This window comes from Tropicibacter sp. S64, from assembly GCF_049803835.1.
Classification (GTDB): domain Bacteria; phylum Pseudomonadota; class Alphaproteobacteria; order Rhodobacterales; family Rhodobacteraceae; genus Pacificoceanicola.
In genome coordinates this window covers 12,938-34,493 of sequence record NZ_JBNAGK010000020.1, presented here as the reverse complement: position 1 = coordinate 34,493, position 21,556 = coordinate 12,938, and the positions used below count along the sequence as shown (strand labels likewise).

Genomic DNA, 21,556 nt, shown 5'->3' with positions numbered 1-21,556 from the left:
CTCAGCCCTCCTTCTCGATCTTCGACAGGCAATCGCGGAGGGCGATGCCGTATTCATACTTGGCGGGGCAGGCGAAGCCGCAGAGCGCGAGGTCCTCTTCGTCGAGTTCCAGCGCCCCCAGCGCCTGCGCGGTGTCGGTGTCCATCACGAGGAGCGACCGCAGCAGCTGCGTCGGCAGGTAGTCCTGCGGCATCAGCTGCTCGAAGGTGCCGATGGGCACCATGGCGCGGCGGCCGCCGTTCAGGTTTGACGTCAGCGCATAGAGTTTCTTGCTGAAGGCGGAGCCGAGCACCGGCTGGAACGCGAACTTCTCCGGCATCGGGCGGATCCAGCCCATGGGGATCTGCTTGCGATCCTCCTCGATCAGCGTGACCTGCCGGGCGTAGCGGCCCAGATAAGCGGTCTCGCCCGATCCGGCGCGGCCCGAGAGGATGGAGCCGGAAATCATCCGCACCGGCACTTTGGTGTCGAGGTCCTCGGCCAGCAGTTCGACCAGCGAGGCCCCGGCGACGGTGTGCACCAGACGCGGGCGGCGCACTTTCGGCCCGGTCAGGGCGACGACACGCCGGCTGTCTAGATTGCCGGTCTCGAACAGACGACCGATGGCGATGACGTCCTGATAGCCGATGCTCCAGACGGTCTTCGACGCCGAGGGAGGTTCGAGGAAATGCATGTGTGTCCCGGCCAGACCTGCCGGGTGCGGCCCGTCGAAGGCGGCAACCTGCACCCCGGGCACATCGCTGCCGGGCACATGGTGGCCGGTTTCGTGGCAAAGGTACGTCGTACCTCCGCTCAGCTTCGCCACGGCGGCGAGCCCGCGCGAAAAGGACTCCTCGTTCGGGTCGATGATCAGCGCCGCATCCGCCGACAGGGGCTCGCTGTCCATGGCGGTGACGAAGATCGCCGCGGGTGTGCTCTCCGGATCGGGGACCTTGGAGTAGGGGCGGGTGCGGAAGGACGTCCAAAGCCCGGCGGCGCAGAGCTTGGCCCGGATGCCCTCGGCGGTGTGCTCATCGCCGACGTTCGAGAAATCCACGGCCATCGCGGCGTTCTCGTCGACCTCGATCTCGATGCTGACCAGCACCCGGCGCGCGCCGCGGTTGATCGCCTTCACCCGGCCCGAGATCGGCGCGGTGATATGGACCTGCGGGGTGTCCTTGTGCGCCAGCACCGGCGCGCCGCGGGCGATGATGTCACCCTCCTGCACCGCGAGACGGGGTTTCAGACCGATGTAATCCTGTCCCAGAATCGCGACGGTTCTGACAGTGGCGGCTTCGATGGTCGTGGCGTCAGGTGCCCCCAGCACCGGGACGTCCAGACCCTTCTTGAACGAGTGTTGCGGCACGTCTTGAGTCCTGTCCTTCTTATTCGCTGCCTTATGCGACAGCGTAGCAGGGTTTGAAAGGCGTTTAGACCCATAAATTTCGATTCAGTGTTGATCCCATTGCCATTCTGCCCCAGAAGCGGGCAAACTCTACCGAAAGACCGGACCCAGATCCGGTCCGCATCGCAATATCCGGAGTAGGCCCCTTGTCGAACCCTCTTCTCCTTTCCCGCCGCAGCTTCATGGTCATGCCGCTCGCCCTTGCCGCCTGCAAGCCGGGCTGGTCCGTGCTGGAACTTTCGGGTCTGACGATGGGCACCGGCTACACCATCGTGGCGGTGGATCACACGAAGGCTGCGAAGAAGAGCGAGTTGCAGGCAGCCGTGGACACCGCGCTGGCCGAAGTCACCGCCCAGATGTCGAACTGGGACGCGACGTCGGAGATTTCCCGCTTCAACGCCGCCACCAGGGGCGAAAGCGTCACCGTGTCGCGGGAACTGGCGGAGGTGATGCAAACGGCGTCGGATGTGCACCGGGCCTCCGAGGGCACCTTCGACGTGACGGTCGGCCCGCTGATCGACCTTTGGGGCTTCGGCGCGAAGGCCGGACATGGCGCTCTGCCGTCGGATGCGGAGATCGCGCAGGCCATGGCCTGCTGCGGGCAGGAACGCTCTGTCGCGCAGAGCGGCAGCACGCTGACCAAGACCAATGACGGCGCGGAAGTGTACCTCTCGGCCATCGGCAAGGGCTACGGCGTCGACCACGTCGCCCGCGCTATCGCGGCCTTTGGCATTACCGACTACATGGTGGAGATCGGCGGCGATCTGGTCACCGCGGGCAAGAACCCCGAGGGGCTGCCCTGGCAGATCGGCATCGAGACGCCGCAGAGCTTCGACCGGGGCGTGATGCAGGTTGTCGGCCTGTCCGGCCACGGTATGGCGACCTCCGGCGACTACCGCAACTTCTTCGAGACCGGCGGCCAGCGCTTCTCTCACATCATCGACGCGACCACCGGCCGCCCGGTGACCCATGCGACGACCTCCGTGACGGTGCTGACGGAGAATGCCATGCTGGCCGACGCCTGGGCGACGGCGCTGCTGGTGCTGGGCACGGAACGCGGCCTGAGGATCGCACAAGAGCGTGACCTTGCGGTGCTGTTCATTGACCGCGACGCGGATGGCGCCACATCGGGGTTCAGGACCACCGCTTCGGCAAGGTTCACCGAACTGACCGCCTAACCCCGGGAGCGCCCGCGCATGACCACCTTCCTGCTCACCTTCGGCCTGTTTGCCCTCGTGATGGTCGGCATGGCGGTGGGCGTGATGTTCAGCGGGCGCACGATCAAGGGCAGTTGCGGCGGGCTGAACGCGGTGGAGGGCGCCGATCACTGCCTGGTCTGCAAGAAGGAAATCGACCCGGACAGCCCCCTGCGCGAGCGCATCCACGGCTGCCCCAGGGCGAAGAAGATCGCCGAGCAGATGACGCAGGACGCCTGACCGGGCGTCCTTTTCGTTTCGGGTGCAGGCTCTCCCCACCCCAACCCTCCCCACAGGGGAGGGAGTCCCGGTCCCCTGACCCGCAACCGCATTTCCGGAGGACGTGACGGAGTGCGTCGGCGCTGGCTGCACGACGGTGCGCCCTCCCCCTTGGGGAGGGTTGGGGTGGGGCTGCGACACGTCTAGGGCAGCACCAGTGTCACCTGATCCATCGCGGCAATGACCTCCAAATCCTCGTCGTAAAGCTCGCTCAGCATGTCGACGTAGGCGCCGTCCCAGCCTGGCAGGTCAAGCTCTTCCTCCACCGCCTCGTCGAGCGCGTATTTGTCCATGAAGGCCGCCATGACCTTGCGCTTCTGCGGTTCCGGCAGGTCCGGGTTTTCCTTCAGGAAAGCCCGGAAACGCCGCATCCCCTCCGGCGCGATCACCGCCGCGAGCATGTCGAAAGCGCCGGTGATCTTGCGGTCCAGCGGCTGGCCGCCCATGCGGCGCAACAGCTGACCCCAGATCAGCGGTGTGTCCTCGTTGGCCCAGGCGGTGATCGGCACGTCCGGCAGCGCCGCCCGGATGCGGCGCAGCAGCGAGGACCAGCGCAGGTGCATCGGGTCGGCCCCGTGCAGCAGCGCTCCGAGGTGCTCGTCCGGACTCTCCGCCAGCAGCGCCGGCAGCCAGGTGGCGAAGTCGCGCAGGCCGATGTGCAGTTCCAGGTGGTCTTCGGCGAAGAGCTCCCGCAACGTGCCCAGCCGCCGCTCCGCGAGCCGGTAGAGCAACCCGTCCTGCAGCGCCAGCTTGGGCACGCTGAGGAAGTTGCGGTGACTCAGCACCAGCCGTTTCACGTCCTCCGGGTCCTCGGAGAGGATGGAGTCGATCAGGATCTCCCGCGCTTCGGGCGTGGGCCGTCCACTGGCGATGGAATTGACCGCTTCGGACAGAAGGCGGCGGTAGCGGGAGGGTCCGGGGATGGCGACACCCGCGTGCCGCCAGCTGTCGGCGTTGCGCAGCAGACCTTTCAGCAGGCGGTCCTCGTCGGTGCAATGGACGCCGAGGTGAAGTATGACCTGCATGGAGGATCTCCCGCCCGGGACATCGGGCGACGGGGGTTTTTACTGGCTCGGCTTCGGACTATACCGGCTCATGTCTTGAAACAAATCCCCAATCCGGACAGGCCCGCCCATGAGTGTCACCGAAACCACGCCCGCCCGGGTCCGGCTGCCGCGGATCAGCCCGTGGTCGGCCGGCGCCCTCGTGATCGCGGCCATCGTCCTGATGCCGATCCTGTCGGTCTTCGGCATCGCGCTGTTCCCCTCCGACAACATCTGGCCGCATCTGATCGCCACGACCCTGCCGCGGTACCTGGCCAATACCGGCATCGTCATGGTCGGGGTGGGGCTGCTGTCCGGCGCGGTGGGGACCGGGGCGGCCTGGCTGGTGTCGCGCTATGACTTCCCGGGGCGGCGCTGGCTGGAATGGCTGCTCCTGCTGCCGCTGGCGATCCCGGCTTATGTCGGGGCCTACGCGCTGGTGGACTTCCTCGAATACGCCGGGCCGGTACAGACCGCGCTGCGCGGGGTGTTCGGCTGGCAATCGGCGCAGGACTACTGGTTCCCGCAGATCCGCAGCATCGGCGCGGCGATCCTCGTGCTGTCCGGGTCCTTGTTCCCGTATGTCTACCTTCTGGCGAGGAACGCCTTCCGCGAACAATCGGCGTCGTCGGAGGAGGTTGCCCAGTCACTCAGCACCGGGGCCTTCGGACGGTTCTGGCGCGTCGGCCTGCCGCTGGCGCGGCCCGCCATCGTCGCGGGCATGGCGATTGCCATGATGGAAAGCATCAACGATTTCGGTACGGTCGACTACTTCGCGGTGCAGACCCTGACCACCGGCATCTTCAGCGTCTGGCTCACCGCCAACAACGCCGGTGGCGCGGCGCAGATCGCCAGTGTCGTGCTGCTGCTGGTGGTTCTGCTGGTGGCGATGGAGAAGATTTCCCGGCGGAAGATGCGCTTCTTCAACCTCTCCACCCGCCATCGCCCGGTGCCGCGCAAACCGATGACCGGGAGCCTGGCCTGGCTGATGACCCTGGCCTGCGCTCTGCCGTTTGCCTTCGGCTTCGTGCTGCCCGCCGGGGTGATTCTCAATCATGCGGTGGAAAATGCTGAATACTGGCGCGACGATGACCTGTGGCAGGCCGGGCTGCACACGCTGGTGGTGGGCGGGCTGGCTTCGGTGCTGACCGTCGCGGCGGGGGTGTTCCTCGTCTACGGCGTGCGCATCTCGCGCCGCCCGCTGCCGCGCCTCTTGATGCCGGTGACGACCATCGGCTACGCCGCTCCGGGGGCCGTGCTCGGCGTCGGTATCCTGATTCCGCTGGCGGCGCTGGACAACACCGTGGCGGATGCGATCTGGGGCGCGACCGGTTGGGACCCGGGGCTGGTGATGACCGGCACGGCCTTTGCGCTGGTGTTGGCCTACTGCGTGCGCTTCTTCGCCATCGGACAGGGCGCGGCGGACGCGGCAATGGGGCGGATCTCGCCCAACTTGTCGGCGGCGGCACGGTCCCTCGGGCGGACGCAGGGGCAGGTGTTGCGCGAGGTTTACTACCCGCTGATGCGCGGCTCCGTGGCCTCGGCCCTGCTTCTGGTCTTCGTCGATTGCGTGAAGGAACTGCCGGCGACGTTGTTGCTGCGCCCGTTCAACTACGAGACGCTGGCGACGCGGGTGCATGAACAGGCGTCTTTGGAGAACCTCGGCGGGGCATCCCCGGCGGCGATGCTGGTCATCGGCGTGGGGCTTTTGGCGGTGGGTCTGCTCGCCCGGGCGAACCGCTAACGGGTCAAGGGATTTCGCTGTGCTGGGCACAGCGGCCGGGGGCGGCTTCTGACGAAGCCGCGGGGGCTCTGCCCCCGACGCCCTGCGGGCTCCCCCCGAGGGTATTTGGAGACCAAAGAAGGGGAGGGCGCTGCGCTTTGTGTTCTCTGGTCTCCAAATACCCTCGGGGTTTGGGGCAGAGCCCCAAATGCGCCGTCAGCCGCGGGAGGCGACGTTGGCCTGGTAGCGGTCGAGTTCCGTCAGAAGCGCCTTTCCAACGGGCATGTCATGCCGTTTGCAGACTTCGGTCCAGACCGCACCGAAGGGCAGGTCCTTGAGTTCTTCGGTCATCATGAACCGTTTGTTGTGGTCCTGACTGAGTTCGGCGGTCTTCAACGCGTCCTGCGGCAGGAGTAGTGCGCGGAGCAGGGATTTTTGCATGTTGCGCGTGCCGATGACCCAAGCGGCGGTGCGGCTGATGGTGGCGTCGAAGAAGTCGAGCCCGATATGGGTGCGCTCGAGCAGGCCGGAGAAGACGAGTTCCTGGCCCATTTGCAGGATATCATCTGATTGCAGGATGACATGGTCGCTGTCCCAGCGCATGGGGCGAGAGACGTGCAGCAGGAGTTCGTCAACGGAGAGGGCCACGGCGCTGAGTTTGTCGGCGATGTTTTCCGTGGGGTGGAAATGGCCCATGTCGAGGCAGAGGACAGTGCCCTTGCGGATGGCATAGCCGAGGTAGAATTCGTGGCTGCCGACGGTGCAGGCCTCGACCCCGATGCCGAAGAGCTTGCTTTCCACGGCGTCACGCATGTGAGCCTTGTCCTGCGGGGGGGCGAGCATGGCGTCGAGCGAAGATTCAAGTTGCCGGCGGGCGGTGATGCGGTCGACCGGGGTGTCCTTGAAGCCGTCCGGCACCCAGATGTTGTTGATGGACGGCGAGCCCTGGGCGGCGCCGAAGGTGGCAGCGATGTCGCGGCAGCGTTTACCGTGCTCGATCCAGAAGTCGCGGATGCCCTTGTCCGGGTGGGCGAGGGTCAGGTTGTCGTCCGCCTTGGCGTGGGCGAAGAAGGTCGGGTTGAAGTCGATGGCGATACCGGTTGCCTGTGACCAGTCGAGCCACGATTGGAAGTGGCGGGGTTCGATTTCATCCCGGTCCGGCGTTTCGTCCGTGTCCATGTACATGGCGTGCAGGTTGAGACGGTGTGTGCTGGGCAGCAGACCATAGGCGAAGTCGAGATCGGCGCGGAGTTCGTCCGGGGTGCGGGCGCGGCCGGGAAAGTTGCCGGTGGCCTGAATGCCGCCGCCGGAGGTGCCGGTCTGCGTCTCGAAGCCGCGCACGTCGTCGCCCTGCCAACAGTGCATGGAAATCGGGATTTGGATCAGCGCCTTGATGGCGGCTTCGGTGTCCACGCCCCAGTCGGCGAATTGCGCCTTGGCGCTCTCGTAGCTCATTGTATTCCTCCTCCCAGAGGCGGCGCGGGGAACAGCCCCGCCCTACGGACCGTTGCGCTCAGCGTGTAAACGCCTGCACGTTGCCTGCGTCGACGTTGAGGATGTTGCCGGTGGATTTGGCGGATTTGTCCGAGGCCAGGAAATAGGCAGCCTCAGCGATGTCCTCCGGCAGCACCGACCGCTTGAGCATGGAGCGTTGGCGGTACATCTCTTCCAGTCCTTCCTTGTCGGTCTTGTAGGTCGAGGCCCGCTGGTCGAGCCATTCGCCCTCCCAGATCTTCGAGCCGCGCAGCACTGCGTCCGGGTTGACCACGTTCACGCGGATGCCCGCCTCCGCGCCTTCCAGCGCAAGGCAGCGGGCGAGGTGGATTTCCGACGCTTTCGCGGTGCAATAGGCGGAGGCGTTGGGGGAGGCGGCGAGGCCGTTCTTCGATGCGACGAACACCACCGCGCCGCCCATGTCCTGCTTGCGCATGAGCTTGAAGGCTTCGCGGCTGACGAGGAAATATCCCGTTGAAAGGATGTCCATGTTGCGGTTCCACAGCGCCAGCGACGTTTCCTCGACCGGGGCGGAGGAGGCGATGCCGGCGTTGGACACGAGGATGTCGATGCCGCCGAATTCCACCGCCGTATCGGCAAAGGCCGCGATCACCGCGTCCTCATCGGTGACGTTCATTGGGACGGTGCGGATGACGTCCTTGCCGAATTTGGCGGTGAGGGCCTCCGAAGTGCTGGCCAAGGCCCCTTCGTCGATGTCTGCCAGCATGACGCAGGCGCCTTCGGCGAGGTAGCGCACAGCCGTCGCCGCGCCGATGCCGCCCGCGCCGCCGGTCACCAGCGCCACGCGGCCTGCGAGGGACTTGGGCGCGGGCATGCGTTGCAGCTTGGCCTCTTCCAGAAGCCAGTATTCGATGTCGAAGGCTTCTTGCTCGGGCAGGCCGCAGTATTCGGAGACGGCGGAGGCGCCGCGCATCACGTTGATCGCGTTGACGTAGAACTCGCCGGAGATGCGGGCGGTCGCCTTGTCCCTGGCGAAGGTGATCATGCCGACGCCGGGGATCAGGTAGACCACAGCATTGGGATCGCGCAGGGCGGGCGAATTGTCGTGTTTGCAGCGGTCGTAATAGGCGGCGTAGTCCTCGCGGTAGGCCTTCACCTGCTCGGGCAGGCCGGCGAGGACGGCATCGAGATTGCCCTGAGCCGGGTCGAAGTCGATCACCAGCGGGCGGATCTTCGTGCGCAGGAAGTGGTCCGGGCAGGAGGTGCCAAGCGCGGCGAGCGGGCGCATGTCCCTTGCATTGACGAACTCCAGAACCGTCTCGCTGTCGTCGAAATGGCCGACCATATGGTGACCCTTGGAGACGAAGCCGCGGATGGCGGGCATGAGTTTGGCAGCGATGGCGCGGCGTTCTTCGGGGGCGAGACTCTCATGGATCGCGCCGCCGAAGGCAGGGACGTTGGCGGTGCGGTCCGCGAACCAGTCCATGGCCTGCTGGATCACCTGAACGGTGAGATCATAGCAGGCGCGGGCGTCGTCGTCCCAGGTGAAGAGGCCGTGGGATTCAAGGACCACGCCTTTGGCCTCCGGGTTCTCCAAACAGAATTTCTCCAGCCAAAGGCCCAATTCGTACCCCGGGCGTTTCCACGGCAGCCAGCCGATGGCATCGCCGAAAATCTCCTGCGTCAGCTCTTTCGAATTCTTCGACGCCGCGATGGCGATGATCGCGTCCGGGTGCATGTGATCGACGTGTTTCTTCGGGACGTAGGCGTGCAGGGGCGTGTCGATGGAGGCGGCGCGGGGGTTCAGGTTCCAGGTGCAATGGGGCAGGAGGCCGACCATTTCATCCTCGTACTCGACCCCGCGATAGATGCCTTTGAGCGCGCGCAGTTTGTCCATGTAGAGGGTTGCGAAGCCGTCCATCTTGATGGAGCCGACATCGCCGCCGGAGCCCTTGACCCAGAGCACCTCGACCTCTTCGCCGGTCAGCGGATCGCGCTCCATGACCTTGGCGGAGGTGTTGCCGCCGCCGTAGTTGGTGATGCGCTTGTCGGAGCCGAGCAGATTGGAGCGGTAGAGCAGCTTGTCGGATTCGCTCATCCCGGCGGCCTTGGCCTCGTCCCACTTGTTCTGAAGGCCCTGTTTCTCATTGGTTTTCAGCATGACATCCTCCCCCCGGGCGTGCTGGCCCTCCTGGCTTCCCTTGGCGAGAGGCTGCTCGGAGTGCGTCAGAATGTCAATCATCAACAATCATAAACGATCATTCTGCATCGCAGCGTGATCGAAATTGAAAGAAATTGATTGACGCATGCGGCGACTCAGGACAGTCTGTCGCATCAAGGCGGCCTGTGGAGACCGCTCAGGGAGGGTTTCATGCACGAGAAGGAACGACACCGGATCATCCTGTCGGCGGTTCAGGACCGTCCGGTGGTGACGGTGATAGACCTGTGCACCCTGACCGGCGTGTCAGAGGCAACAATTCGCCGGGATATCTCGACCCTGCACATGCAAAAGAAGCTGCGCCGGGTGCGCGGCGGGGCGGAAGCGATCACGCCGCCGCAGTTCGCGCCGCTGGCCGGGCGGCCGTTCTCGGTCAACGAGACCATGCGCACGCGGGAGAAGCAGGCGATTGCCCGGGCGGCGGTGGACCTGTGCGAAGATGGCGAGCCGATCATCATCAACGGCGGCACGACCACCTTCCAGATGGTACATCCGCTCAGCGCCCGCCGATTGCAGGTGTTTACCAATTCGTTCCCGATTGCCGAGCATCTGCTGAAGCATTCGAAGAATACCGTGATGCTCTCGGGCGGGGTGATTTACCGCGAACAGAACATCATCCTGTCGCCGTTCGACAATGACGTGACGCGCAATTTCTATGCGCGGCGGATGTTCATGGGGGCGCAGGGGCTCGGGCCGCTGGGGCTGATGGAGGCGGACCCGCTGCTCATCCAGGCGGAGCAGAAGCTGATCGGGCAGGCGGACGAACTGGTGGTGCTGGTGGACAGCTCGAAGTTCGAGAACCGCTCCTCGCTGGTTCTCTGCCCGCTGGAGAAGATCGACGTGGTCATCACCGACGACGGAATTTCCGACCGCGCGGCGGCGATGCTGGAGACGGCGGGAGTGAGGCTGATCGTGGCGCAGGAGAGCGCCGCGGTGGAGAAGGGAACCGCGTAAACGGTTCAGATCGTTGCTCATCAGGGAGGATATCATGAGCATTACCAGAAGACTGTTCGGGGGCGCGGCGCTGGCTTCGCTCGTGCTCGCAGGCCAGGCCCATGCGGAAGACCCGGTGCGCATCGCGCTCGTGGTCAAGGCGCTCGGCATCGGCTTCTTCGAGGCGGCCGCGGAGGGCGCGGAGGAGGCGGCCAAGGAGCTTGGCAACGTCGAGGTGATCTACACTGGCCCGACCGACACAACCGCAGAAGGCCAGATCGAGGTCATCAACGCGCTGATCGCGCAGCAGGTCGACGCGATTGCCGTCTCTGCCAATGACACGGACGCGCTGGTTCCGGCGCTGCAAAAGGCGATGCAGCGCGGGATCACGGTGATTTCCTGGGACTCCGGCGTGGCGCCGGAAGGCCGCCAGCTGCACCTGAACCCCTCGTCGAACCCGCTGATCGGCAACATGATCATCAAGCTGGCGGCAGATGAACTGCCCGAGGGCGGCAAGGTCGCGGTTCTGTCGGCGACGACGACCTCCACGAACCAGAACGTCTGGATCGAGGAAATGAACAAGGTCATGGGCAACTATCCCGGCATCGAGGTCGTGGGCACGGTCTATGGTGACGACCTTGCGGACAAATCCTACCGCGAGGCGCAGGGCCTGATGCAGACTTATCCGGATCTGGATGCCATCATCGCGCCGACCTCCGTGGGCATCGTGGCCGCCGCGCAGGCGGTGGCGGATGCGGGCAAGATCGGTCAGGTGAACGTCACCGGCCTCGGCCTGCCCTCCGAGATGGCGGGCGCGATCGAGAGCGGCGCGTCGAAGTCCTTCGCGATCTGGAACCCGATCGACCTTGGCTATTCGGCGACGATGCTGGCCTACAACCTTGCCAAGGGTGGCGCCGTGGCCGAGCCGGGCGCGGAGATCCCCATGGGCCGCATGGGCGCGCTCAAGCTCGACGACAACAACGAGGGCGCCATGGCGGACCCGTTTGTCTATGACGCGAGCAATATCGAGCAGTTCAAGGACATCTTCTGATCCATTGGGCTGGTTCCGGGGCGGCGCGGCTGCCCCGGAGTTATACCGACTTCCACCACAGGCAGGGCCATGTTGCAGATCGCCCCGACGGACCGGGAGGCGCTGGGCGGGGTATCCCCGGTCATGCGTCTCGACGGCATAACCAAGACCTTCCCGGGCGTGAAGGCGCTCGACGGCGTGTCGCTGGCGCTCTACCCGGGGCAGGTGACGGCGCTCGTGGGCGAAAACGGCGCGGGAAAATCCACCATCGTCAAGGTTTTGACCGGGATCTACCGGCCCGATGGCGGGGAGATGTCGGTGGACGGCAAGCCGGTGCAGTTTGCCGGGGCACAGGATGCGACGGCGGCGGGGATCACCGCGATCCATCAGGAGACGGTGCTGTTCGACGAATTGACCGTGGCGGAGAACATCTTCATCGGACACGCGCCGCGCGGGCGGTTCGGGCTGATCGACTGGGCGGCGATGAAGGCGCGGGCGGCGGAGATCCTGCGCCGGATCGACGCGCCGCTGGACCCTATGACGCCCCTGCGCGAGCTTGGCATTGCGAACAAGCATCTGGTGGCGATTGCCCGGGCGCTGAGCGTCGACGCGCGGGTCGTGATCATGGACGAGCCGACGGCGGCGCTGAGCCAGAAGGAAATCGAGGAGCTCTACGCGCTTGTGGAGCGGCTGAAGGCGGAGGGGCGGGCGATCCTGTTCATTTCGCATAAATTCGACGAGATTTTCCGGATTGCCGACCGCTATACCGTGTTCCGCGATGGCAGCCACGTCGGGTCCGGGCTGATGGCGGATGTGGACGAGGCGACGCTGGTGCGGATGATGGTGGGCCGGGACGTCGACCAGATCTTTCCAAAGCGGGCGCATGTGGTGGGCGACGAGGTGCTGAAGGTTGTGGGCTACGCCCATCCGACCGAGTTCGACGAAATCAATTTCGACCTGAAGCGGGGGGAAATCCTCGGGTTTTACGGGCTGGTGGGCGCCGGGCGCTCGGAGCTCATGCAGGCGCTGTTCGGGATCACCAGGCCGTCGAAGGGCGCGGTGCGGATCGACGGCAATGTCCGGGTGATCCGCTCGCCCGCCGAGGCGATTGCCAACGGCATCGTCTATGTGCCGGAGGACCGGGGCAAGCAGGGGGCCGTCATTGGCTTGCCGATCTTCCAGAACGTGACCTTACCCTCGCTGGGGCGGACCTCGCGCAGCGGTTTCCTGCGGCTGGCGGAGGAATTCGCGCTGGCGCGTCAGTATGTCGAAAGGCTGGATCTGCGGGCGGCGGCGCTGGATCAGGATGTGGGGACCCTGTCCGGGGGGAACCAGCAGAAGGTGGTCATTGCAAAATGGCTGGCGACGAAACCGCGGGTGATCATTCTGGACGAGCCGACGAAGGGCATCGACATCGGCTCCAAGGCGGCGGTGCACGCCTTCATGGCGGAACTGGCCGCCGAGGGGCTGGCGGTGATCATGGTGAGCTCGGAGATTCCGGAAGTGCTCGGCATGTCGGACCGGGTGATCGTGATGCGCGAGGGGCTGATCGTCGCGGAGGTCAGCGGGGACGAGATGACGCCGGAGGTGCTGGTGCGCCATGCGGCGGGGATCGGGGGCGAGCGATGATGTTCGGGCAGGGAAAATTTTGGCGGGGCAAAATTTTGTTTCGGGGCGCTGCCTCGGCCCGGGGCTTCGCCCGTCCAGCCCTCGAACTCTCCACGGGAGAGTTCGCCGCTGCGCGGACCGGGCTGAACCCCCAAGGTATTTGGGGACCAAAGAAACAGGGGGCGCTAGCCTCCGGGGAGGCGGAGTGAGCGGGTTCCTGAAGTCGCGCGAGGCGCTTTTGATCGGGGTGATCGCGGCGATGCTGGTGGGCATCGCGGCGCGGTTTCCGGGGTTCGTGGCGCCGGGCAATCTGGTCAATGTGTTCAACGATACCTCGCCGCTGCTGATCCTGGCGATGGGGCAGACGGTGGTGATCCTGACGCGCTGCATTGATCTGTCGGTCGCAGCGAACCTCGCCCTGACCGGGATGGTTTGCGCGATGGTGAATGCGGCGTATCCGGGGGTGCCGTTGGGGGTGATCCTCGGCATGGCGCTGGTCATGGGGGCGGTGATGGGGGCGATCAACGGGCTTATGGTCTGGCGTCTGTCCATCCCGCCAATCGTGGTGACGCTGGGGACGATGACCATCTATCGCGGTGTGATCTTTGTCATTTCCGGCGGGGAGTGGGTGAACGCGCATGAGATGAGCGCGGTGTTTACCGGATTCCCGAGGGCGGTGGTGCTCGGACTGCCGGTCTTGAGTTGGATCGCGGTGATCGTCGCGGCGCTGTTCATCGTGATGATTGCGCGGACCGCGTTGGGGCGGGCGTTCTATGCGGTCGGCGGCAATCCGTCGGCGGCGGTCTATACCGGCCTCGATGTGGGCCGGACGCAGTTCTGGGCGTTTGTCCTGTCCGGGACGCTGGCCGGGCTGACGGGCTATCTGTGGGTGGCTCGGTATTCGGTGGCTTATGTGGACATCGCCGGCGGATTCGAGCTGGAAGTGGTGGCGGCCTGCGTGATCGGCGGGATTTCCATTGCCGGGGGGGCGGGGACGATCCTCGGGACGATCCTTGGGGCGCTGTTCCTTGGCATCGTCAAGAATGCCCTGCCGGTGATCGGGATCTCGCCGTTCTGGCAGCTGGCGATTTCCGGCGCGGCCATCGTGATTGCCGTGGCGTTCAATACCAACGCAGGCCGGGCCAAGGGGCGGATCATTCTCAAGCGTGCGGAGGCGGCATGAGCGATGTTGCACGACATATCCCGGATCGGCTGGAGAGTCGGGCGGCGCGGGTTCTGAAAAGCTGGGAGACGCTGCTTCTGGCGGTGGCTGTGGCGATCTTCATCGCGAACTCGCTGGCATCCCCGTATTTTTTGAACGCGTGGAACCTCTCGGATGCCACGTTCAACTTCACCGAGAAGGCAATGATCGCCTTTGCCATGGCGCTGCTGATCATCGCCGGGGAGATCGACCTTTCGGTGGCGTCGATCATTGCGCTGGCCTCCACCGCCATGGGCGCGGCGGCGCAGGTGGATGTGGGGACGGTTGGCCTCGTGCTGATCGGGCTGGGCGTCGGTCTCGCCTGCGGGGCGTTCAACGGGCTGCTGGTGACGGGCATGGGCCTGCCGTCCATCGTGGTGACGATCGGCACCATGAGCCTGTTCCGGGGGATCAGCTATATCGTGCTCGGGGATCAGGTCTACAAGGGATATCCCAAGGATTTCAGCTGGTTCGGGCAGGGCTATGTGTTCTGGGTGATCACGGTGGAGCTGGTGCTGTTCGCGCTGCTGGCGGTGATTTACGCGGTGGTTCTGCACCGGACCAACTTTGGGCGGATGGTTTATGCCATCGGCAACAACCCCACCGGGGCGCTGTTCAGCGGTATCCGGGTGGCGCGGGTAAAGTTCATCCTGTTCCTGCTGACCGGGCTGATGGCGGGGGTGGCGTCCATTTGCCTGACGTCAAGGCTCGGGTCCACGCGGCCCTCCATTGCCTTTGGCTGGGAGCTGGAGGTGGTGACCATGGTGGTGCTTGGCGGGGTGAACATCCTTGGCGGTTCGGGCAGCATTCCGGGCGTGGTGATCGCGGCCTTTGTCATGGGTCTGGTGACCTTTGGTCTGGGCCTTTTGAATGTGCCGGGGATTGTGATGAGCATTTTCATAGGCCTTCTGCTGATCGGGGTGATCGCGCTGCCGCGGCTTTGGGCGATGTGGAGGCATTGATGGAGAAATATGCGTTCCGGATGCGGTTGAACCCCGGATGCCGGGCGGAATACGAGCGGCGGCATGATGCGATCTGGCCGGAACTTGTGGAGTTGCTCCGGGAGGCCGGGGTGTCGGATTACTCGATCCATCTCGACGAGGAGACCGGGTTTTTGTTCGGCGTTCTGTGGCGGGAGGACGGGCATGGGATGGATGCGCTGCCCTCGCATACGGTGATGCAGAAGTGGTGGGCGCATATGGCGGACATCATGGAGACGAAGCCGGACAACGAGCCGGTGGCGGTGCCTCTGGTCACGGTCTTTCATATGCCATGACCCATGTGGCGGTGATCGACATCGGCAAGACCAATGCCAAGCTGGCGCTGGTTGACCTAGAGACGCTGGCTGAGGTGGCGGTGCTGACGCGGCCCAATGCCGTGTTGGCCGGGCCGCCCTATCCGCATTTCGATGTGTCAGGGCATTGGGCGTTTCTGCTGGACGGGCTCAAGGCGTTTCAGGCCGAGTATGGCGTGGATGCCGTGTCGGTGACGACCCATGGCGCTTGCGGGGTGCTGCTCGACGCAGAGGGCGGATTGGCCTGTCCGGTGCTGGACTATGAGTTTGACGGGCCGGATGGGGTGGCGGCGGCCTATGACGCGCTGCGGCCCTCGTTTGAAGAAACGGGATCGCCCCGGTTGCCTCTGGGGTTGAACCTCGGGGCGCAGCTGTATTGGCTGCTGGAGACGCAGGACGGCCTGCGGGAGCGGGTGGCCTCGGTGGTGACCTATCCGCAGTACTGGGGGTTTCGGCTGACCGGGGCCTTGGCGTCCGATGTGTCGTCGCTGGGGTGCCATACGGATTTGTGGGCGCCGCGCGAGGGACGGTTGTCGTCTTTGGCGGGCCGGCTTGGGCTGGCGGGGAAGATCGCCCCGGCGCGGCCTTCGGCGGAGGTGTTGAGCACCATCCTGCCGGAGGTGGCGTCGCGGACGGGGCTCGCGGCGGACACGCCGGTGCATGTGGGCATCCACGATTCCAACGCCTCGCTGCTGCCGCATGTGATGGGGCGGGAGGCGCCGTTTTCCGTTGTCTCGACAGGGACATGGGTGATCTGCATGGCGGTGGGCGCGGAGGCGGTGGCGCTCGATCCGGCGCGGGATACGCTGATCAACGTGAGTGGGCTGGGCACGCCGGTGCCTTCGGCGCGGGTCATGGGGGGCCGGGAATTCGGGCTGTTGCTGGGGGACACTCCGGCGGCCTGGACGGCGGAGGCCGAAGCGGCGGTGCTGCGTGAAGGCTTGATGGTGCTGCCCGCGGTGGTGCGCGAGTCCGGGCCGTTCCAGGGGCGCAAGTCGGTCTGGGTTGGGGGCGAGCCTGCGCCGTGGTGCGCCGAGCGGACCGTGGCGGCGGGGTTCTATCTGGCGCTGATGACGGCGACCTGTCTGGGGCTGATCGGGCACCGGGGGGAGGTGATCGTCGAGGGGCCGTTTGCCCGCAACGACGGCTACTGCCGGATGCTGGCGACGGCGACGGGCTGTCCGGTGGTGACGTCGGAGAGCGTGACCGGGACCTCGCAGGGGGCGGCGCTGCTGGCCGGGGGCGTGGCGCAGGTGACGGACGGCACGCGGTTCGAGCCCGAGGCGGCGCTCGCGGACTATGCGCAGGCGTGGCAGGCGCGGACCGGATAGGGGCGCTTGCCATGAGGCCCAGGGTCAGGCCCGGGGCTGCGTCATGCGGCCAACCTGCCTTGCCCGCCCGCCCGACGGGGCCTAAGACAGGGGAAAGAGCCCGGGGCGGAAGAGTTTGGCCGACACGTCGAAAACGAAACGCGAAGACAAGCCACGCGGCGGGACGCGGGATTGGCTGACGGATCGGCTGATCCGGGGGCTGATCGGTGGATTGCGGCTGTTGCCGTGGCGGCTTCGCGTGCCGCTGATGGGGGCGGTCATGGCGCGGATCATCGCGCCGCTGGCGGGGTGGCAGGCGCGGGCGATGGCCAATCTCGCGCATATCTGGCCGGAGATGCCGGAGGCGGAACGCCGGCGCATTGCGCGGGCGGTGGCCAATAACGCCGGGCGCACGACGATCGAGAATTACGACGTGCCGGGACTCGTGAAGCGCATGGCGACGGTCGAGCCGCAGGGCGCGGGTCTCGCCGCGATGGAGGAAGCGCGGGCGTCAGGTCGCCCCGTGCTCTTCGTCACGGGCCACTACGGCAACCACGAGGCCCCGCGCGCGGCGCTGGTGGCGCGGGGATGGCGGATCGGCGGGCTGTACCGGCCCATGGCAAACCCCTTCTTCAACGCCCATTACGCCGCCAACATGCATGCCCTGAGCGATCCGGTGTTCGAGCAGGGGCGGCGGGGCACCATGGGGCTGATCAAGCACATCAAGGAGGGCGGCATGGGCGTGCTGCTGTTCGACGTGTTCGATGGCAAAGGTGTTGTCTTTGATTTCATGGGGCAACCCGCGCCGACGCTGACTTCGGCGGCGGATATTGCCCTCCGCACGAACGCGCTTCTGGTGCCCTTCTTCGGGGTGCGGAAGGCGGACGGGCTGAGCTTCGATGCAATCTTCGAGGCTCCGGTGCCGCATGGCGATCCGGTGGAGATGATGAAGGAGGTCACGCGCCGTCTGGAGGCGCGGATTTCGGCAGACCCCGGACAATGGTTCTGGATCCACCGCCGTTGGAAGCCGAAACGGCAGGAAAAGCGTCAGCGCAAGCGGGCAGCGGCCAATATCGGCCCGTAACGCTGTTCCTGCACCAAGACTACGACTGGCGCGTCGCCGTCGAAGGGCACGCGCTTTTCGAGCATGGTGTCCCCCTGCCATTGTCCGACCACCTGCCAATCGCGCACGATATGGGTGTAGGTGATCGAATGCCCGGCGTTTTCGCCGCGCAGGATGTCGACCTGCTGTTGGGGCAGATAACGGATCAGGTGGATGTCACAGGGGCGGATTTTCACCTTGGAGGCAATGGTGATGACAAGCTCCGCGCCGCTTCGGGCGAGGGTCAGGCGCACCGGGGTCAGCCGGGCCGATTCCTTCAGGATCAGGTCCGCGACCTTCATCGGACGCGAGCCGACCGCGTCCTCGCGTCCGTTGACGATCACCTGCGGCGTATAGATCATCTTTTCACCCTGGGCACGGGCATAGCCCTTCTGCCGCTTGGTGAAGCCGGGCATGGCGAAGGCGTCCTTCCAGCCGATGTAATCCCAGTAGTCGACGTGCAGCGCCAGCGGGATGACATCCTCGCGCCCGGCCAGTTCGGCGAGCAGCGCATCGGCGGGCGGACAGGAGGAGCAGCCCTGCGAGGTGTAGAGTTCGACCACCACGGGCTGCCGGACCGCCTCTTCCTGGGCCATGAGGGCACCGGGCGCGTGCAGAGCAAGCAGAACCCCGAGGGCCATGGAACGAATCGTCTGTACCAGCATGTTTCCCCAACGCTTTCCGGCTGCCCTGTCGTGTTTAGGCGAGCGGTCCTGAAATAACCAATCAATCATTTGAGAGAGATCGGGAGCGACCGGACACGGCGCCTCGCGTTCTGTATGCAATCGTATGCATTGCCGCGAAAACCCCTTGAAGCGGGGCGTCTTCGGACCATCTACTGAAGGGACCCCACTTTTTCATCACCGGATCGGAGGTTTTTCCATGCCCATCACAGTCGGTCAGGACAGCGCATCGGTGCGCAAGACACTGGAGGCGGGCGGTCAGTCCGTCGCCTATTACTCCATTCCCGCCGCCGAGGCCGCGGGGCTCGGCGATTTCTCGAAACTGCCCGCGGCGTTGAAGGTCGTGCTCGAGAACATGCTGCGCTTCGAGGATGGCAAGACCGTCACGCTCGACGACATCAAGGCGTTCTCCGACTGGGCGAAGAATGGCGGCAAGGGGGATCGCGAATTGGCCTACCGGCCTGCGCGGGTGCTGATGCAGGACTTCACCGGCGTGCCCGCGGTGGTTGACCTTGCCGCGATGCGCGACGGGATCAAGGCACTGGGCGGTGACGCGCAGAAGATCAACCCGCTGAACCCGGTGGATCTGGTCATCGACCACTCCGTCATGATCGACGAATTCGGCAATCCGCGCGCGTTCCAGATGAACGTGGACCGCGAGTACGAGCGCAACATGGAGCGCTACGAGTTCCTGAAGTGGGGCCAGACCGCGTTCAACAATTTCCGGGTGGTGCCGCCGGGGACGGGGATCTGTCACCAGGTGAACCTCGAATATCTCGCCCAGACCGTCTGGACCGATGAGGATCAGAACGGCGAGACGGTGGCCTATCCGGACACGCTGGTGGGGACCGATTCGCACACCACGATGGTGAACGGCGCGGCGGTGCTGGGCTGGGGCGTCGGTGGCATCGAGGCGGAGGCCGCCATGCTGGGCCAGCCGATTTCGATGCTGATCCCGGAGGTTGTCGGCTTCAAGCTGACCGGGGAGATGGTCGAGGGCACCACCGGCACCGATCTCGTGCTCAAGGTCGTGGAAATGCTCCGCGCCCATGGTGTCGTCTCGAAATTCGTGGAGTTCTACGGCGACGGGCTCGACAACCTGCCGCTGGCGCAGCGGGCGACGATTGCCAACATGGCGCCGGAGTACGGCGCGACCTGCGGCTTCTTCCCGATCGACAAGGAGACCCTGCGGTATCTGCACATGTCCGGACGCGACCAGGCGCGGATCGACCTTGTCGAAGCCTATGCGAAGGCGAACGGCATGTGGCGCGATGCGTCGTATGATCCGGTGTATTCGTCGACGCTGGAGCTCGACATGGGCACCATCGTGCCCGCCATCTCCGGCCCGAAACGGCCGCAGGACTACATTGCCCTGAACGAGGCGGCCTCGGCATTTCACCAGTATATCAAAGGTTTGCGGTCAGGTCAGGACGCCTCTGCCAAGGAGGAGGTGCGCTGGGAAGGCGAGGGCGGCGCTCCTGAGCCGCGCGAGATCCCGGGCGACGAGGGCAGCCACAAGCGCGGTTATGTCGAGACCGACGATGGCCATTACCAGTTGCACGACGGCTCCATCGTGATCGCCTCCATCACCTCCTGCACCAACACCTCGAACCCCTACGTGATGATCGGGGCCGGGCTGGTGGCGAAGAAGGCACATGAGCTGGGGCTGAACCGCAAGCCCTGGGTGAAGACGTCGCTGGCGCCGGGCTCGAAGGTGGTGTCGGACTATCTGGAGGCGGCGGGGCTGCAGGAGCACCTCGACGCCATCGGCTTCAACCTCGTCGGCTATGGCTGCACCACCTGCATCGGCAACTCCGGCCCGCTCGATCCGCCGATTTCCAAGGCGATCAACAAGTATGACCTCGTGGCGACGTCTGTGCTGTCCGGCAACCGCAATTTCGAGGGACGGATTTCGCCGGATGTGCGGGCCAACTACCTCGCCTCGCCGCCGCTGGTCGTGGTCTACGGCCTCGTGGGCGACATGAACGTGGATATCACGAAGGACCCGATCGGCACCGGCAAGGACGGGCAGGATATATACCTCAAGGACATCTGGCCGACCAATGCGGAGATTGCCGAACTGGTCGAGAAGACCGTCACACGCAAGAGTTTCCAGGAGAAATACGCCGACGTCTTCAAGGGCGACGAGAAATGGCGGGCTGTGGAAGTGAACGGGGGCGAGACCTACGATTGGCCGCCGCAGTCCACCTATGTGCAGAATCCGCCGTATTTCCAAGGGATGAGCCCGGAGCCGGGGGTGATTTCGAACATCACCGGGGCGCGGGTGCTGGCGATCCTCGGCGACATGGTGACGACGGACCACATCTCACCTGCGGGGTCGTTCAAGGAGAGCACCCCCGCCGGGCAATACCTCGTGGAGCGGCAGGTGCCGGTGCGGGAGTTCAACTCCTACGGTTCCCGGCGTGGCAACCATGAGGTGATGATGCGCGGCACCTTTGCCAACATCCGCATCAGGAACGAGATGCTGGACGGGGTCGAGGGCGGTTATACCCTCGGGCCGGATGGCGAGCAGACCTCCATCTATGATGCGGCGATGGCGTACATGGATCAGGGCACGCCGCTGGTGATCTTCGGCGGCGAGCAGTACGGCGCCGGGTCCTCGCGGGATTGGGCGGCGAAGGGCACGAACCTGCTGGGCGTCAAGGCGGTCATCGCGGAGAGCTTTGAGCGTATCCACCGCTCCAACCTCGTCGGCATGGGGGTGATCCCGTTCGAATTCACTGGCAGCGACACGCGCAAGTCCTTGAAGCTGAAGGGTGACGAGACGGTCGACATAGCCGGGCTCGACACGATCCGGCCGGGGCAGGTGGTGCCGTGTACGATCACCCGGGGCGACGGGTCGAAGACGGAGATCGAGATCAAGTGCCGGATCGATACGGCGATCGAGATCGAATACGTCGAGCACGGCGGCGTGCTGCACTACGTGCTGCGCAACCTCGCCAAGGCGGGATAAGACCGCGATTTGATTTGGAAGCCCCCGGCGTCAAATCCGGGGGCTTTTGCGTTCCGGGCGGGAATACCGGACCTGATCGGCTGCCTGGGCCGTGTTAGCCTGTGCGTAACCAGGGAACGCGAA

The 21,556-nt window shown here is 65.3% G+C and carries 17 protein-coding genes; 12 read left to right on the top strand and 5 right to left on the bottom strand.

The genetic code is table 11. From position 1 onward, the window contains the following. Position 1: 1 nt before the first annotated feature. A complete protein-coding gene (locus ACP159_RS23605) occupies positions 2-1,345 on the bottom strand; it encodes a Na(+)-translocating NADH-quinone reductase subunit A (RefSeq protein WP_425102184.1) in 1,344 nt (447 codons plus the stop codon). Positions 1,346-1,572: 227 nt separating this feature from the next. On the opposite strand from ACP159_RS23605, the gene ACP159_RS23600 reads away from it, so the two are divergent. Both ACP159_RS23600 and nqrM read left to right on the top strand, forming a co-directional pair. Continuing rightward, positions 1,573-2,562, top strand: a complete 990-nt coding sequence (locus ACP159_RS23600) for an FAD:protein FMN transferase (RefSeq protein WP_425102222.1) — start codon at positions 1,573-1,575, stop codon at positions 2,560-2,562. A gap of 18 nt (positions 2,563-2,580) precedes the next feature. After that, positions 2,581-2,820 (top strand): (Na+)-NQR maturation NqrM, encoded by a 240-nt coding sequence (gene nqrM / locus ACP159_RS23595; RefSeq protein ID WP_425102183.1) that lies wholly within the window; start codon positions 2,581-2,583, stop codon positions 2,818-2,820. Positions 2,821-3,002: 182 nt separating this feature from the next. On the opposite strand, the gene ACP159_RS23590 is transcribed toward nqrM, so the two are convergent. Then, the gene (locus ACP159_RS23590; protein ID WP_425102182.1) at positions 3,003-3,884 is read right to left on the bottom strand and encodes a hypothetical protein; all 882 of its coding nucleotides are present in this window, start codon (positions 3,882-3,884) and stop codon (positions 3,003-3,005) included. A 109-nt stretch (positions 3,885-3,993) separates the two neighbouring features. Here ACP159_RS23590 and ACP159_RS23585 point away from each other — a divergent pair, with 109 nt between their 5' ends. Next, positions 3,994-5,646: an ABC transporter permease gene (locus tag ACP159_RS23585; protein ID WP_425102181.1), complete on the top strand. Its 1,653-nt coding sequence runs from the start codon at positions 3,994-3,996 to the stop codon at positions 5,644-5,646. A gap of 195 nt (positions 5,647-5,841) precedes the next feature. Here the strand turns inward: ACP159_RS23585 and ACP159_RS23580 are convergent, their stop codons facing one another. After that, positions 5,842-7,080, bottom strand: coding sequence for an L-rhamnose isomerase (locus ACP159_RS23580; protein ID WP_425102180.1), 1,239 nt, complete (start codon positions 7,078-7,080; stop codon positions 5,842-5,844). A 58-nt stretch (positions 7,081-7,138) separates the two neighbouring features. Next, positions 7,139-9,241 carry a bifunctional rhamnulose-1-phosphate aldolase/short-chain dehydrogenase gene (locus tag ACP159_RS23575; RefSeq protein WP_425102179.1) on the bottom strand — a complete coding sequence of 701 codons (2,103 nt, stop codon included), beginning with the start codon at positions 9,239-9,241 and terminating at the stop codon, positions 7,139-7,141. Positions 9,242-9,451: 210 nt separating this feature from the next. Between ACP159_RS23575 and ACP159_RS23570 the strand changes: the two genes are divergently transcribed. From ACP159_RS23570 to ACP159_RS23535, 8 genes are all read left to right on the top strand, one after another. Further along, complete coding sequence (locus ACP159_RS23570; protein WP_425102178.1) at positions 9,452-10,252, top strand: DeoR/GlpR family DNA-binding transcription regulator; 801 nt, start codon at positions 9,452-9,454, stop codon at positions 10,250-10,252. A 34-nt stretch (positions 10,253-10,286) separates the two neighbouring features. Beyond that, positions 10,287-11,282 carry a rhamnose ABC transporter substrate-binding protein gene (gene rhaS / locus ACP159_RS23565; RefSeq protein ID WP_425102177.1) on the top strand — a complete coding sequence of 332 codons (996 nt, stop codon included), beginning with the start codon at positions 10,287-10,289 and terminating at the stop codon, positions 11,280-11,282. A gap of 69 nt (positions 11,283-11,351) precedes the next feature. Beyond that, positions 11,352-12,890, top strand: coding sequence for a sugar ABC transporter ATP-binding protein (locus tag ACP159_RS23560; protein WP_425102176.1), 1,539 nt, complete (start codon positions 11,352-11,354; stop codon positions 12,888-12,890). Between the two features lie 238 nt (positions 12,891-13,128). Next, a complete protein-coding gene (locus tag ACP159_RS23555; RefSeq protein WP_425102221.1) occupies positions 13,129-14,052 on the top strand; it encodes an ABC transporter permease in 924 nt (307 codons plus the stop codon). After that, on the top strand, positions 14,049-15,032 hold the full coding sequence (locus tag ACP159_RS23550; protein WP_425102175.1) for an ABC transporter permease: 984 nt from the start codon (positions 14,049-14,051) through the stop codon (positions 15,030-15,032). The genes ACP159_RS23555 and ACP159_RS23550 overlap by 4 nt, the downstream gene beginning before the upstream one ends. Further along, complete coding sequence (rhaM, locus tag ACP159_RS23545) at positions 15,032-15,346, top strand: L-rhamnose mutarotase (protein WP_425102174.1); 315 nt, start codon at positions 15,032-15,034, stop codon at positions 15,344-15,346. The genes ACP159_RS23550 and rhaM overlap by 1 nt, the downstream gene beginning before the upstream one ends. After that, entirely contained in the window at positions 15,343-16,695 is a 1,353-nt protein-coding gene (locus ACP159_RS23540; protein WP_425102173.1) for an FGGY-family carbohydrate kinase, read from the top strand. The genes rhaM and ACP159_RS23540 overlap by 4 nt, the downstream gene beginning before the upstream one ends. A gap of 115 nt (positions 16,696-16,810) precedes the next feature. Next, positions 16,811-17,758 carry a lysophospholipid acyltransferase family protein gene (locus ACP159_RS23535; RefSeq protein ID WP_425102172.1) on the top strand — a complete coding sequence of 316 codons (948 nt, stop codon included), beginning with the start codon at positions 16,811-16,813 and terminating at the stop codon, positions 17,756-17,758. Here ACP159_RS23535 and ACP159_RS23530 read toward each other — a convergent pair. Then, positions 17,722-18,417 carry a DUF1223 domain-containing protein gene (locus ACP159_RS23530; protein ID WP_425102171.1) on the bottom strand — a complete coding sequence of 232 codons (696 nt, stop codon included), beginning with the start codon at positions 18,415-18,417 and terminating at the stop codon, positions 17,722-17,724. The genes ACP159_RS23535 and ACP159_RS23530 overlap by 37 nt on opposite strands. Before the next feature lie 241 nt (positions 18,418-18,658). On the opposite strand from ACP159_RS23530, the gene acnA reads away from it, so the two are divergent. Continuing rightward, positions 18,659-21,433: an aconitate hydratase AcnA gene (gene acnA, locus ACP159_RS23525; protein ID WP_425102170.1), complete on the top strand. Its 2,775-nt coding sequence runs from the start codon at positions 18,659-18,661 to the stop codon at positions 21,431-21,433. The last annotated feature ends 123 nt before the right edge of the window (positions 21,434-21,556 follow it).